Source organism: Streptomyces sp. NPDC002276 (assembly GCF_053891435.1).
The window spans coordinates 29266-43130 of record NZ_JBSFCQ010000002.1; the positions used below are offsets into that span (position 1 = coordinate 29266).

The 13865-nt window shown below is 68.8% G+C and carries 10 protein-coding genes, 1 tRNA gene, 1 pseudogene and 1 riboswitch; of the genes and pseudogenes, 10 read left to right on the forward strand and 2 right to left on the reverse strand.

What is annotated here, in order from left to right; all coding sequences use genetic code 11:
* Positions 1–131: 131 nt before the first annotated feature.
* The 8 genes and pseudogenes from ACWIHT_RS05230 to ACWIHT_RS05265 all read left to right on the forward strand — a co-directional run bounded on the left by ACWIHT_RS05230 (position 132) and on the right by ACWIHT_RS05265 (position 9368).
* On the forward strand, positions 132–1127 hold the full coding sequence (locus ACWIHT_RS05230; protein WP_456164638.1) for a transglycosylase family protein: 996 nt from the start codon (positions 132–134) through the stop codon (positions 1125–1127).
* Positions 1128–1320: 193 nt separating this feature from the next.
* Positions 1321–1493, forward strand: a riboswitch (cyclic di-AMP (ydaO/yuaA leader).
* A 9-nt stretch (positions 1494–1502) separates the two neighbouring features.
* Entirely contained in the window at positions 1503–2204 is a 702-nt protein-coding gene (locus ACWIHT_RS05235) for a transglycosylase family protein (protein WP_456164640.1), read from the forward strand.
* 293 nt (positions 2205–2497) lie between these two features.
* Positions 2498–3784, forward strand: coding sequence for a phosphopyruvate hydratase (gene eno, locus ACWIHT_RS05240; RefSeq protein ID WP_456165950.1), 1287 nt, complete (start codon positions 2498–2500; stop codon positions 3782–3784).
* A 99-nt stretch (positions 3785–3883) separates the two neighbouring features.
* Positions 3884–4360, forward strand: a complete 477-nt coding sequence (locus ACWIHT_RS05245) for an FtsB family cell division protein (protein ID WP_456164642.1) — start codon at positions 3884–3886, stop codon at positions 4358–4360.
* A 35-nt stretch (positions 4361–4395) separates the two neighbouring features.
* Positions 4396–4800, forward strand: a pseudogene (locus ACWIHT_RS05250) (DUF501 domain-containing protein); the annotation flags it as partial.
* Between the two features lie 213 nt (positions 4801–5013).
* Positions 5014–5997: a Ppx/GppA phosphatase family protein gene (locus tag ACWIHT_RS05255; RefSeq protein ID WP_456165952.1), complete on the forward strand. Its 984-nt coding sequence runs from the start codon at positions 5014–5016 to the stop codon at positions 5995–5997.
* A gap of 471 nt (positions 5998–6468) precedes the next feature.
* On the forward strand, positions 6469–7854 hold the full coding sequence (locus ACWIHT_RS05260) for an NAD(P)/FAD-dependent oxidoreductase (protein WP_456164644.1): 1386 nt from the start codon (positions 6469–6471) through the stop codon (positions 7852–7854).
* Positions 7855–8075: 221 nt separating this feature from the next.
* Positions 8076–9368 carry a class I SAM-dependent methyltransferase gene (locus ACWIHT_RS05265; protein ID WP_456164646.1) on the forward strand — a complete coding sequence of 431 codons (1293 nt, stop codon included), beginning with the start codon at positions 8076–8078 and terminating at the stop codon, positions 9366–9368.
* 55 nt (positions 9369–9423) lie between these two features.
* Here ACWIHT_RS05265 and ACWIHT_RS05270 read toward each other — a convergent pair whose 3' ends face one another.
* Both ACWIHT_RS05270 and ACWIHT_RS05275 read right to left on the reverse strand, forming a co-directional pair.
* On the reverse strand, positions 9424–11952 hold the full coding sequence (locus ACWIHT_RS05270) for an ABC transporter permease (RefSeq protein ID WP_456164648.1): 2529 nt from the start codon (positions 11950–11952) through the stop codon (positions 9424–9426).
* 147 nt (positions 11953–12099) lie between these two features.
* Entirely contained in the window at positions 12100–12870 is a 771-nt protein-coding gene (locus ACWIHT_RS05275) for an ABC transporter ATP-binding protein (protein WP_019066687.1), read from the reverse strand.
* Between the two features lie 439 nt (positions 12871–13309).
* On the opposite strand from ACWIHT_RS05275, the gene ACWIHT_RS05280 reads away from it, so the two are divergent.
* Both ACWIHT_RS05280 and ACWIHT_RS05285 read left to right on the forward strand, forming a co-directional pair.
* A tRNA-Leu gene (locus tag ACWIHT_RS05280) sits at positions 13310–13393 on the forward strand.
* A gap of 144 nt (positions 13394–13537) precedes the next feature.
* Positions 13538–13828: a class I SAM-dependent methyltransferase gene (locus ACWIHT_RS05285; RefSeq protein WP_456165954.1), complete on the forward strand. Its 291-nt coding sequence runs from the start codon at positions 13538–13540 to the stop codon at positions 13826–13828.
* The last annotated feature ends 37 nt before the right edge of the window (positions 13829–13865 follow it).

Sequence of the window (13865 nt, forward strand, 5' to 3'; positions counted from 1 at the left end):
TGTGATCTTCACGTGATCTACGTGGCATTAACTTGTGACAAGTGATCGACTGCGGCTACGTTCACGTACCAGCGCGGCGCCCCGCAGCACCCGTCGCGCGGTCCCCCCGCCGTCACGCGAAAGGCCTCCGCATGCTCTCCGGGAACGGTCGTCACCGTCGCCCCCGCCAGGCTCCGGCAATGCTCGTCGCGGCCGGCGTGACCGGCTCCGCCATCGCCATCCCCCTCCTCGGCGCCGCCGCCGCGAACGCCGCCGACGGCACCACCTGGGACAAGGTGGCCCAGTGCGAGACCGGCGGCTCCTGGAGCGAGAACAGCGGCAACGGCCACTACGGCGGGCTCCAGCTGACCCAGGACGACTGGAACAAGTACGGCGGCCAGGACTACGCACCGACCGCCGACCTCGCCAGTCGCTCCCAGCAGATAGCCGTCGCCGAGAAGATCCTCGACGCCAAGGGCACCTCCGAGTGGGTCACCTGCGCGCTGGTCGCCGGCCTCACCACGACCTCGGGCTCGGCGGACGTCGACACCGGAGTCGCGAGCGACTCGCCGTCGACCGGTGCGACCGGCTCGTCGGGCTCCTCGGGCTCCTCGGGTTCTTCGGCTTCCTCCGACTCCTCCGATTCCTCGGACTCTTCCGGTGCCTCCGGATCGTTCGGGTTGTCCAACTCCGGCAACACGGAGCCGACCCCCTCCGATGCGTCCGACTCGCAGAGCCCGACCCCCTCCGCGACGGACAACCCCGCCAAGTCCGACAAGTCCACCACTCCTTCGACGGACGACGGCTCGGCCACCGCCTCCCCGAAACTCGACGAATCGGACAACTCGGAGCAGGCGGTGGGCAAGTGGAGCCTCGTCGACACCGGCGCGCTCGACGACTCCACCGATGACGGCGTCGAGCAGCAGAGCACCGGCAAGCACCGCGGCGCGAGCGCCGAGGAGAGCGTGACGCCCAAGACGTACACCGTCCGCGCCGGCGACTCTCTCGCGTCCATCGCCGACTCCCTTGACTTCGACGGCGGATGGCGCGCGCTGTACGCCGAGAACAAAAAGGTGATAGGCGCCGATCCGTCCGCTGTCGTCGCCGGTCAGACCCTGGACGTCAGTGCTGAAACGGGCGGAAAGTAGCAGCAAAACAGCGGGAGTTCACGTCACGCTTCGCGCCGAATGTCCGCTTTGGTGAAAGTGTGGGATGAGTCTCAGAAGCCCTGATCGTCTTTGAAATCCCGTGCCTTCCCTGTCTACGGTCAAGGCCGCTCGTCACCACGAGCCCCGGCTGCCGCACACGCCGAGTCCTGCCAGCGGCCTCCGGGAACAGTCGTCGCGTCAAGCGCCGTAGGCAGGAGCGGGGGACCCAAGGTAAGTGCCGGGCCCGGGAGTTGAGAGACACCGGAACCGGCTTGGGGTTAAGTCGCGCACCGAGAGGTGCGCGGCCGGGCAACTCACACGGCCCGAACCCGACAGCTCACCTCGTAGGCGTCGGTGAGGGGATTGGGATCTTCCATGCTGTTTTCCAGCAAGGGCAAGCACCGCCGTCCGACAGTTCTTCAGCGGTCTACCCGCGTCGCCACGCTCGCCGGCGTGACCGGTGTCGCCATCGCCGCCCCGCTCATGGCGGCCGGCAACGCCTCCGCCGCCACCGCCTCCGAGTGGGACACGGTCGCCAGCTGCGAGTCCGGCGGCAACTGGTCCATCAACACCGGAAACGGCTACTACGGCGGTCTCCAGTTCTCCGCCTCGACGTGGGCCGCGTACGGCGGCACCGCCTACGCCTCCACCGCGAACCAGGCCTCCAAGTCCCAGCAGATAGCCGTGGCCGAGAAGGTTCTCGCCGCCCAGGGCAAGGGTGCCTGGCCCACCTGCGGCACCGGCCTCTCCAGCGCCACCTACTCCGGCGGCAGCTCCTCCAGCTCCTCGAACAGCAGCGGCTCGTCGAGCAAGAGCACCACCGAGCGCTCCACGACCGACACCACCGCCTCCCGCTCCGCCGAGCGCCCGGCCGTGAAGAAGACCGTCACCACCCCGACCGGCAAGAAGGTCAAGAAGGGTGACGGCGAGTACAAGGTCGTCAAGGGCGACACCCTCAGCTCCATCGCCGAGAAGCACAAGGTCAAGGGCGGCTGGCAGCAGCTGTTCAAGCTGAACAAGAGCATCATCGACGACGCCGACTTCATCTACCCGGGTCAGCAGCTGCACCTTAAGTAGCACTCAGCTGAACCACAGCGCCCTCACATCCGTGGACTGCACTATGGAGACCTCGTGAGGGTCACCCCCGTCCCCCACGGGCTCCCCGCTCCGGTGCGTGTTCCCCCGTACGCACCGGGGCGGGGCTTTTTTGTTTCCGCTTCAGGGAACCTTTTTGTTCCGTTCGGAAACAATTTACTCTCGGTTCTGTCCATCAGGCGGCCGACCGGATGGCCAATCGCCCCGAGCCGGTTAGGCTCGTCTCGCAGAGCCGCTGCGGTGTTGCCGTAGCCGCGTCAGACCCCAAGAAGGAGATGCTCGTGCCGTCCATCGACGTCGTCGTAGCCCGGGAAATCCTGGACTCCCGAGGCAACCCCACGGTCGAGGTCGAGGTCGGCCTCGACGACGGCAGCACGGGTCGTGCCGCCGTTCCGTCCGGCGCCTCCACGGGTGCCTTCGAAGCCGTCGAACTGCGTGACGGCGACCCCAACCGCTACGGCGGCAAGGGTGTCGAGAAGGCCGTACTCGCCGTCATCGAGCAGATCGGCCCGGAGCTGGTCGGCTACGACGCCACCGAGCAGCGCCTGATCGACCAGGCGATGTTCGACCTGGACGCCACCGACAACAAGGGCTCGCTCGGCGCCAACGCCATCCTCGGCGTCTCCCTCGCCGTCGCGCACGCCGCCTCCGAGGCGTCCGACCTTCCGCTGTTCCGCTACCTCGGTGGCCCGAACGCGCACCTGCTGCCCGTTCCGATGATGAACATCCTGAACGGCGGCTCGCACGCCGACTCGAACGTGGACATCCAGGAGTTCATGATCGCCCCGATCGGCGCGGAGTCCTTCTCCGAGGCGCTGCGCTGGGGCGCCGAGGTCTACCACACCCTCAAGAAGGTGCTGAAGACCAAGGGCCTGTCCACCGGCCTCGGCGACGAGGGCGGCTTCGCCCCGAACCTGGAGTCCAACCGCGCCGCCCTCGACCTCATCCTTGAGGCCATCAAGCAGGCCGGTTACATCCCCGGCGAGCAGATCGCGCTCGCGCTCGACGTCGCCGCGTCCGAGTTCTACAAGGACGGCAAGTACGAGTTCGAGGGCAAGTCCCGCTCGGCCGCCGAGATGACCGAGTACTACGAGGAGCTCGTGGCGGCCTACCCGCTCGTCTCCATCGAGGACCCGCTGTACGAGGACGACTGGGCCGGCTGGAAGGTCATCACCGACCGCATCGGCGAGAAGGTCCAGATCGTCGGCGACGACCTCTTCGTCACCAACCCCGAGCGCCTCGCCCGCGGCATCGAGGAGGGCACCGCCAACGCCCTGCTCGTCAAGGTGAACCAGATCGGCTCGCTGACCGAGACCCTGGACGCCGTCGAGATGGCCCAGCGCAACGGCTTCAAGTGCATGATGTCCCACCGCTCCGGCGAGACCGAGGACGTCACCATCGCCGACCTCGCCGTCGCGGTGAACTGCGGCCAGATCAAGACCGGCGCCCCGGCCCGCTCGGACCGCGTCGCCAAGTACAACCAGCTCCTGCGCATCGAGGAGATCCTCGACGACGCGGCCGAGTACGCGGGCCGCAGCGCGTTCCCCCGCTTCAAGGGCTGAGCCGTACAGGGCTAAGCCTTAGCCAGTCGTACGTACGTCCCCGCACCCGGTCCCGTACCGTGTGCGGGGACGTACGCACGTGTGAAGGGGAGGCGGGACATGGCCGTGAAGGACCGGGACCGGTTCTCCACCGCGACCAGGCTGAAGCTGCTCGGCGAGCAGACGGCGGCCCGTGTCTACCGCTCCCAGACCAAACGGCAGGCCCGCCGCTCCCGGCTCACCGGCCGCGCCGCCCTCCTCGCTCTCGTACTGTGCTCGCTGATCGTGGCGCTGGCGTACCCGATAAGGCAGTACGTCTCCCAGCGCGCCGAGATCTCCGACCTGGAGCGGCAGCAGGCGCAGGCCGAGCAGCGCGTCGAGCAGCTCCGCGACCTCAAGGCGCGCTGGCAGGACGACTCGTACGCGGAGCAGCAGATCCGGCAGCGGCTGCACTATGTGATGCCCGGGGAGACGGGCTACATCGTGATCGACCCGGACGCGGCCAAGCAGTCGCGCGCCGAGCTGGGGGCGGCCGACCGCCCCTGGTACTCGAACGTCTGGGACGGCGTCGACAAGTCCGACGCCTCCGACCAGTGAACTGACAGACACTTCAGAGAGACTCTCGTACAGGCATGCAAACGCCCCCGCCGTCCACTCCGCGCACCGAGCCCACCGACGCGGATGCCGAGGCCTTCAAGCAGCAGCTCGGGCGTCCGCCGCGCGGCCTGCGCGCGATCGCGCACCGCTGCCCGTGCGGACAGCCCGACGTGGTGGAGACGGCCCCCCGCCTCCCCGACGGCACGCCCTTCCCGACGACGTACTACCTGACGTGTCCGAAGGCCGCGTCGGCGATCGGCACCCTTGAGGCGAACGGCGTCATGAAGGAGATGACGGCCCGGCTGGCGACGGACCCCGAACTGGCCGCCGCGTACCGCGCCGCGCACGAGGACTACATCGCGCGCCGCGACGCCATCGAGGTCCTGGAGGGCTTCCCGAGCGCGGGCGGCATGCCGGACCGCGTGAAGTGCCTGCACGTCCTCGTGGGCCACTCCCTGGCCGCGGGCCCGGGCGTCAACCCGCTCGGCGACGAGGCGCTCGCGATGCTGCCGGAGTGGTGGGCGAAGGGCGCGTGCGTACAGCCGCTCGCGGCACCGGACCCGGCCGACGAACTGCCCGCCGAGGCCGTCGAGGCCGCCGAGACCTCCGACCCCGCCGCGATCCGCAGCACGTACTTCTCCTACGTCCCGCTGCTGGAGGACGGCTTCAGCCGCGTCGCCGCGGTCGACTGCGGTACGAACTCCATCCGGCTGCTCGTCGCGGACGTGAACCCCGCCACGGGTGAACTGCGGGAGCTGGACCGGCGGATGACGATCGTGCGGCTCGGCCAGGGCGTGGACAGGACCGGCGAGCTGGCCCCCGAGGCGCTGGAGCGGACGTTCGCGGCCTGCCGTGAGTACGCGGAGGTGATCCGGGAGAAGGGCGCCGACAAGGTCCGTTTCGTGGCCACGTCGGCCTCCCGCGACGCCTCGAACCGCGAGGACTTCGTCCGGGGCGTCCTGGACATCCTGGGCGTCGAGCCGGAGGTGATCACCGGCGACGAGGAGGCGGCACTCTCCTTCACCGGCGCGACCAGGGAACTGACGGGCCGGGACGACCTGGCCAAGCCGTATCTCGTCGTCGACATCGGCGGCGGCTCGACGGAGTTCGTGGTGGGCGACGACCAGGTCCATGCCGCCCGCTCCGTGAACATCGGCTGCGTCCGCATGACCGAGCGCCATCTCGTCGTCGACGGCAAGGTCACGGACCCGCCGACCCCGGACCAGGTGGCGGCGATGCGCGCCGACATCGAGGAGGCCCTCGACCTCGCCGCGAAGACCGTCCCGTTGCACGAGGCCCGCACCCTGGTCGGCCTGGCCGGCTCGGTCACCACGGTCTCCGCGATCGCCCAGGACCTCCCCGAGTACGACACGGAGGCCATCCACCACTCCCGCGTCTCGTACGACCGGGTCCGGGAGATCACGGAATCCCTGCTCCGCGCCACCCACGCCGAACGCGCCGCGATCCCCTCCATGGACCCGGGCCGCGTCGACGTCATCGGCGCGGGCGCCCTCGTACTCCTCTCGATCATGGAGCGGACGGGCGCTACGGAGGTCGTGGTGAGCGAGCACGACATCCTGGACGGGATCGCGTTCGGGATCGCCGCCAGTGCGGCGGAAGAGCCTGCCGAGGCCTGAGCGGGCCTGGGCGGGCCTGAGTGGACACCCCGAATTATTACTGGCCGGTAGTAAACTCCTGAGCAGCCCATATAACGTATGAGCGGTTGCAGGGGGCGCTCGCCACCCCCTCCGGAACGTGTCCGTAAGAAAGTTCGTGAAGTTCTTCACAAGGAATTCTGTCCAGTTGGACGACTGGACGGCCCCGGTTGGCCCGTCCGGGGCCGCGGGGGGCTCGGGAGCGTGCCCGGGGGGCCGGTACGGGAGTGATTCGGGGGAGTTTCGGGAGGGTGTCGCGGAGGTGTGGTCCAGGGGGTCCCGCGGGACAGAGGAGCAGCTCACGCGGCCTTGACAACGGGGCGAACCACACCGCGGTTCACCCCGCGCGAGGTGACCTGGATCATGCGAGTCGCGGAGGATAACACAGCCCCTGTGGAAGCTTGTGAAGGGGCGCACGAGCGACCCCCCAGGGGCAGGTGGATACTCGATGGCATGAGCACCACGGAGCGTCCCAGGATCCTCGTAGTAGGCGGTGGGTACGTAGGCCTGTACGCAGCTCGGCGCATTCTCAAGAAGATGCGCTACGGCGAGGCGACCGTCACGGTCGTCGACCCCCGGTCGTACATGACCTACCAGCCCTTCCTCCCCGAAGCCGCCGCCGGCAGCATCTCCCCTCGGCACGTCGTCGTCCCGCTGCGACGCGTACTGCCGAAGGCGGAGGTCCTCACCGGCCGGGTCACCACCATCGACCAGGACCGCAAGGTCGCCACGATCGCCCCCCTCGTGGGTGAGGCGTACGAGCTGCCCTTCGACTACCTCGTCATCGCGATGGGCGCGGTCTCCCGCACCTTCCCGATCCCCGGCCTCGCCGAACAGGGCATCGGAATGAAGGGCATCGAGGAGTCCATCGGCCTGCGCAACCACGTCCTTGAGCAGCTCGACAAGGCCGACTCCACCACCGACGAGGAGATCCGCCGCAAGGCGCTCACCTTCGTCTTCGTCGGCGGCGGTTTCGCCGGCGCGGAGACCATCGGCGAGGTCGAGGACATGGCCCGGGACGCGGCCAAGTACTACAACAACGTCTCCCGCGAGGACATGCGCTTCGTCCTCGTCGACGCCGCCGACAAGATCCTCCCGGAGGTCGGCCCCAAGCTCGGCCTCTACGGCAAGGAGCACCTGGAGAGCCGCGGGATCGAGATCTACCTCTCGACCTCGATGGACTCCTGCGTCGGCGGTCACGTCGTGCTGAAGAACGGCCTTGAGGTCGACTCCAACACGATCGTGTGGACGGCCGGCGTCAAGCCGAACCCCGTTCTCTCCCGCTTCGGCCTCCCGCTCGGCCCGCGCGGTCACGTCGACGCCCAGCCGACCCTCCAGGTCACCGGCACCGACTATGTCTGGGCCGCCGGCGACAACGCCCAGGTGCCCGACATCGCCGCCCGCAAGGCCGGCGTCGAGAACGCCTGGTGCCCGCCGAACGCCCAGCACGCGCTGCGCCAGGCGAAGGTCCTCGGCGACAACGTGATCTCCGGTATGCGGGGCTTCCCGCAGAAGGAGTACTCGCACGCCAACAAGGGTGCGGTCGCCGGTCTCGGCCTCCACAAGGGCGTCGCGATGATCGTCATGGGCAAGGTGAAGATCAAGGTCAAGGGCCGTCTCGCCTGGTACATGCACCGTGGCTACCACGGTCTGGCGATGCCGACCTGGAACCGCAAGATCCGCGTCTTCGCCGACTGGACGCTCGCGATGTTCCTCAAGCGCGAGGTCGTCTCGCTCGGCGCCATGGAGAACCCCCGCGAGGAGTTCTACGAGGCCGCCAAGCCGGCGCCGGCTCCGGCCGCCGCCGCGAAGACGGAGGAAAAGGCCAAGGCCTCCTGACCTCCGGTCACGCCTGACCCGTAGTACCCGTAGTACGCCCGAAGGGGCCGTCCGCCATCCGTGGTGCGGACGGCCCCTTCGGCGTTCCCGGCACCCCGCTTCTACGTGCCCTCTACACCTTTTTGCCTACTCGTAATGCTCAAGCAGGACTGCGAGCGGGCCTGGCCGGTGTTTACGTAGTGATGGACAATTCCGGGATCCGCGTCACGGAGGTGTGCGCCATGGCTGATGCCGCGCTGCGGCTCAAATCCCTCTTCGAACAGCTACTGGGAACCCCCGTCCCGGTGCGCATCCGCGCCTGGGACGGTTCCGAGGCCGGGCCGCCCGAAGCGCCGGCCCTGGTCGTACGCAATCGCCGCGCCCTGCGCCGACTCCTGTGGAAGCCCGGCGAACTGGGCATGGCGCGTGCCTGGGTCGCCGGAGACCTGGACATCGAGGGCGACCTGTACGCGGGCCTCGACGCGATGTCCTCGCTGGTGTGGGAGCGCGGCGACGACGCCCGCACCCTCACCCAGGCCCTGCGCGACCCCGAGGTGCGGTCCGCCGTCCGCGGACTGGTGAAGCTCGCCGGACTCCCGCTGCCGCCCGCCCCGCCCCCGGAGGAGGTCCGCCGCAGCCGCGCCCACCTCCACACCAAGCGCACCGACAAACGCGCCATCAGCCACCACTACGACGTCGGCAACGACTTCTACGAGATCGTCCTCGGCCCCTCGATGGTCTACTCGTGCGCCTACTGGGAGTCCCCGGACGGCACGTTGGAGGACGCACAGCGCGACAAGCTCGAACTCATCTGCCGCAAGCTGGAGTTGACGCCCGGTCAGCGACTGCTGGACGTCGGCTGCGGCTGGGGCTCGATGGCGATCCACGCGGCCCGCGAGTACGGCGTGAGCGTGGTCGGCGTGACCCTCTCGCAGGAACAGGCCGCCTACGCCCGCAAGCGCGTCGCCGAGGAGGGGCTCACCGACAAGGTCGAGATCCGCGTCCAGGACTACCGCGACGTCACCGACGGGCCCTACGACGCGATCTCCTCCGTGGGCATGGCCGAACACGTGGGCTCCGCACGGTACTTGGAGTACGCGAGGGTCCTCTACGCACTGCTCGGACCGGGCGGACGGCTGCTCAACCACCAGATCGCCCGCCGCCCGTGGCAGGACGAATCGGCGTACGACATCGACGAGTTCATCGACGCGTACGTCTTCCCCGACGGCGAACTCGCCCCGATCGGCACCACCGTGACCCAGCTGGAGAGCGCCGGGTTCGAGGTGCGGGACGTCGAGGCGATCCGCGAGCACTACGCGCTCACCCTGCGCCGCTGGGTCGCCAACCTGGAGGCCGAGTGGCGGCGCGCGGTCGGTCTCGTCGGCGCCGGCCGGGCCCGGGTCTGGCGGCTCTACATGGCAGCCTCCGTGCTGGGCTTCGAGCGCAACCGCATAGGAGTGAACCAGGTGTTGGCCGTCCGGACCCCCGAACCGGGCGGCTCCGGAATGCCGTTGCGCGCCCGCACCTGGAACTGAGCCAACGGCAAGGGGCCCTGTTCCGCATCGGAACAGGGCCCCAACTCATGTACGGCTACTCGGACTTGATGGCCGACAGCATGTTCAGCTTCGCCGCCCGCCGGGCCGGCCACAGGGCCGCGAGGACGCCGACCGTGCCCGCCAGGAGCAGGAAGAGCGCCATCCGGGCCCAGGGGATGACCAGTTCGTACGTCGACATCTTCGCGCCGATCAACTCCCCGGCCGCCCAGCCGAAGAAGACGCCCAGGCCGATGCCGAGCACCCCGCCGAAGAGCGAGATGACCAGGGACTCCAGCCGGACCATCCGCTTGATGCCCTTGCGGTCCAGGCCGATCGCGCGCAGCATCCCGATCTCCTGCGAGCGCTCGAAGACCGACATGGCAAGGGTGTTGATGACTCCGAGGACCGCGACGATCACCGCCATGGCGAGCAGGCCGTAGACCATGTTGAGGATCAGGGTGAAGATCTGCGCGATGCTGTTGGAGAGGTCCTTCTTGTCCTGGACCTTGACGGCCGGGTTGGAGCCGAGGGCCTTCTCCAGCTTGTCCTTGGTCGAACTCGACGCGCCGTCCGCGGTCTTGACCAGGATCTGCATGTCGGCCGGGTCGGTCTGGTGCGGGGAGAGCGTCGCGTTGTCGAGCATGATGCCGCTGATCAGCGCGTTGCCCTTGTAGACCGCGGAGACGGTCAGCTGCTGCGCCTTGCCGTCCTCGTAGTGCGTGGTGAAGGTCGAACCGGCCTTCCAGCCATGGGACTTGGCCGTGTCGTCGTCCACGACGACCTGCGTGCCGCCGACCTTGAAGGTGCCGCTGTCGACCTTGAGGTCGGTGAGCTTGCCGATCGCGGAGCCGTTGACCCCGGTGAGGAACTCGGTCGTGCCGTCGATGCGCGAAGGGGCGTTGCGCAGCGGGCTGCTGGCGGTGATGCCGGAGGTGGTGGTGAGGGTCTTGTCGACGTCCGGGGAGAGCGAGTTGCCGTTCGCCATCGAGACGATGTAGTCGGCGCTGATCGCGGACGAGGCCATCCTGTCGATCGCCTGCTGGAGGCTGCCCGCCATCACCGTCATACCGGTGATGAGGGTGAGGCCGATCATCAGCGCGGAGGCGGTGGCGGCCGTACGGCGCGGGTTGCGCACCGAGTTCTGGCGGGCCAGCTTGCCGGAGATCCCGAAGATCCGCAGGGCCGGGGCCGCCGCCGCGATCAACGGGCGGGAGAGCAGCGGGGTCAGGATGAACACGCCGATGATGAGGAGTACGGCGCCGATCCCCATGGGGGCCTGGCCGTCCGAGCCGTTCATCGACGTGGCCGCGATGACGACAGCGACGCCCGCGCCGGAGAACAGCGCGCCGAGCGTGTTGCGCAGCACCAGCGACTTGGTGGTGGCCTGCGCGTGCAGACTGCTCATCGCGGCGACCGGCGGGATCTTCGCGGCCCGGCGGCCGGGCAGCCAGGCGGCGAGCATGGTGATGAGGATGCCGACCGCGAGGGCGCTGAGCACCGTGTTCGAGGTGATGACCAGCGGGCCGTCCGGAACGGTCGCGCCGATCGTGCCCATCAGCGCGCGCAGCCCGGCGCCGATCCCGATACCGGCGACGAGACCGGCGACGGCGGCGACCGCGCCGACCACGAACGCCTCAAGCAGCACCGACCGCGTGACCTGCCGGCGTGAGGCACCGACGGCCCGCAGCAGCGCCAGTTCCTTGGTGCGCTGGGCGACCAGCATGGTGAAGGTGTTGGCGATGATGAACGTACCGACGAAGAGCGCGATGCCCGCGAAGACCAGCAGCCCCGACTTCAGGCCGCTCATCGAGGAGGCGATCGTCTTGGCCTGGTCGTCGGCGAGCTTCTGGGCGGTGGTGGTCTCCGTCTGCCCCTTGGGGAGGGCCTGGTCCAGCGCGGACTTCAGCGCCGCCTGACTCGTCCCGGCCGCCGCCTTCACGTCGATCTCGTCGTACGTGCCCGCCTTGCCGAACAGCTTCTGCGCGGTGGCCGTGTCGAAGAGGGCGAGGCTGCCGCCTGCGGCGACATTGCCGTCGTCGGTGGTGAAGATGCCGGTGATCTTGGGCGTCAGCACCGGCCCGTCGACGGAGAGCCGTACGGTGTCGCCGACCTTGTACCCGGCGCGCTTCGCGGTCTCGGAGTCGATCGCGACCTCGCCCGAACCGTGCGGTGCCGTACCGGACTTGAGGGGATAGCGGGCGTCCTTGTCCCCCCAGTAGTTGCCGCCCTCGGACTGGAAGCCGCCGCCGATCAGCTTGCCCTTCTTGTCGGCTATGGCGGTGAAGCCGTTGACGACCCCGGTCGCGGACGCGGCCCCCGGCACCTTGGCGCTGGTGTCCAGCATGGCCTGGGTCAACTCGGGCGTCTTGCCGACCGTGTCGCCCTTGTCGTCCTGGGACTTGGGCTGGACGGCGACGTCGACCTGGTCGAAGCCCTTGGCCGAGCTGTTCTGGAAGGCGTTCGAGATGGTGTTGGTGAAGACCAGGGTCCCCGACACGAACGCGACGCCGAGCATCACGGCGAGCACGGTCATGAGGAGCCGGGCCTTGTGCGCGAGTACGTTGCGCAAGGCGGTTCGGAACATGGGTCTACTCAGTCCAGGTCTACGAGAGGTGAGCCGGGGCGGCGAAGTCCGGTGCCGGCGTGACGAGTTGATGGACCGTCACGCGGCGGCCAGGGCCGGGGTGACGAGGTGGTGGATCGTCAGAAGGCTTACGGGTCGTCAGAAGGCTCAGCTGGTACGGCCCTTGGCGTCGAACCGCTTCATGCGGTCGAGCACCGAGTCCGCCGTCGGCTCGAAGACCTCGTCGACGATGCGGCCGTCGGCGAGGAACACCACCCGGTCCGCGTAGGCCGCGGCCACCGGGTCGTGGGTCACCATGACCACCGTCTGCCCCAGCTCCCGTACGGAGTTGCGCAGGAAGCCCAGCACCTCGGCACCGGAGCGCGAGTCGAGGTTTCCGGTCGGCTCGTCGCCGAAGATGATGTCGGGGCGGGAGGCCAACGCCCTTGCCACGGCGACGCGTTGCTGCTGGCCGCCGGAGAGCTGGGAGGGCCGGTGCTTGAGCCGGTCGGAGAGACCGATCATCCGGATCACCGAGTCCAGCCACTCCTTGTCGGGCTTGCGGCCCGCGATGTCCATGGGGAGCGTGATGTTCTCCAGGGCCGTCAGCGTCGGCAGCAGGTTGAACGCCTGGAAGATGAAACCGATCTTGTCCCGGCGCAACTTCGTGAGCTGCTTGTCCTTCAGGGAGCCCAGCTCGGTGTCACCGATCCGGACGGAACCGGACGAGAACGTGTCGAGGCCGGCCACGCAGTGCATGAGGGTGGACTTGCCGGACCCCGAGGGGCCCATGATCGCCGTGAACTCGGCCTGCCGGAAGGAGATCGAGACCTGGTCGAGGGCGACCACCTGGGTCTCGCCCTGTCCGTAGATCTTGGAGAGATCCGTGGCGCGCGCGGCCACTGAGGTGGTCCGGTCGGCGATGGGGGTGGTGGTCACGGGAGGCACTCCTGTCGGGACGACGGTGTTGCTGGGGACGTGTCCCATCCTTCCGGCCGTATCCCGCCGTGGAGTCACCCGCTGTTCCGGTTCCGGGGACAGCCTCCAGTCGGACTGCACCTCGCGCTGTCATACCTGGGGATGAGAGCCACCCCCGAGACGAGCCCCGCGACGAGCCCCGGGACAAACACCGCCACGACCCCTGAGTCAGGCCCAGGTCAAGAACCGGTGGAGCACCCTCGTTCGGGCGGTGAAATTCCGTCATTCCGCATACAGGCCCCCACATCGCACGCAAGGCTATTGGCAAGTGCTGATGGCGCTTTCCACGGTCTGATGAACCCTCAGACATCAATAAAATAAGACAACATCGGTACGCCCGCCCGCTGTTGGGGAGACGCGCCCCGATAGGCTCGGGACCTGGATGTGGGGCCCACGGCCTGCCCGGATGGTGGAATGCAGACACGGCGAGCTTAAACCTCGCTGCCCCTTTGAGGGCGTGCCGGTTCAAGTCCGGCTCCGGGCACTATCGCGGTTACTGACTGTCACTTAGGGGAACGGTGTGTGGCCGTGACCTGTCTGAGTCCCCTGGGGTCACGGCGGAGCCGGGCACGATCGACGCGGCCGAGGTCCACCGGCACTGGGCGCCGCACCGCCCACCCGCGTGAACATGCTCGCCCGCGCCCGCGAGCGCTTACCGGACGTCGACTTCCACGAGGCCGATCTGCACCGGCTCCCGCTTCCTGACGACGCGGTCGACACCGTCGTGTGCGCGCTCGCCCTGACCCACGTCCCCGAACTGGCCCCGGCCTTAGGGGAGTTCGCGCGCGTCCTGCGCCCGGCGGACACCTCGTCGTCTCGGACGCCCACCTGTCGGCGTCCTACCTCCGGCCGACCCTGCCCCGCCGCCCCCGCAGCTCCCTCGCCCCCGGCGCCAAAGGGCCCGCCCTCCAGCCGTTGACAGTCCGGCCCGCCCGGTCGGAGACTGAGACGGAGGG

Bases quoted from the DNA above. Each gene is read 5' to 3' on its own strand.
- ACWIHT_RS05230 (WP_456164638.1), top strand. From the start codon at position 132: ATGCTCTCCGGGAACGGTCGTCACCGTCGCCCCCGCCAGGCTCCGGCA.
- ACWIHT_RS05235 (WP_456164640.1), top strand. From the start codon at position 1,503: ATGCTGTTTTCCAGCAAGGGCAAGCACCGCCGTCCGACAGTTCTTCAG.
- eno (WP_456165950.1), top strand. From the start codon at position 2,498: ATGCTCGTGCCGTCCATCGACGTCGTCGTAGCCCGGGAAATCCTGGAC.
- ACWIHT_RS05245 (WP_456164642.1), top strand. From the start codon at position 3,884: ATGGCCGTGAAGGACCGGGACCGGTTCTCCACCGCGACCAGGCTGAAG.
- ACWIHT_RS05260 (WP_456164644.1), top strand. From the start codon at position 6,469: ATGAGCACCACGGAGCGTCCCAGGATCCTCGTAGTAGGCGGTGGGTAC.
- ACWIHT_RS05265 (WP_456164646.1), top strand. From the start codon at position 8,076: ATGGCTGATGCCGCGCTGCGGCTCAAATCCCTCTTCGAACAGCTACTG.
- ACWIHT_RS05270 (WP_456164648.1), bottom strand. From the start codon at position 11,952: ATGTTCCGAACCGCCTTGCGCAACGTACTCGCGCACAAGGCCCGGCTC.
- ACWIHT_RS05285 (WP_456165954.1), top strand. From the start codon at position 13,538: ATGCTCGCCCGCGCCCGCGAGCGCTTACCGGACGTCGACTTCCACGAG.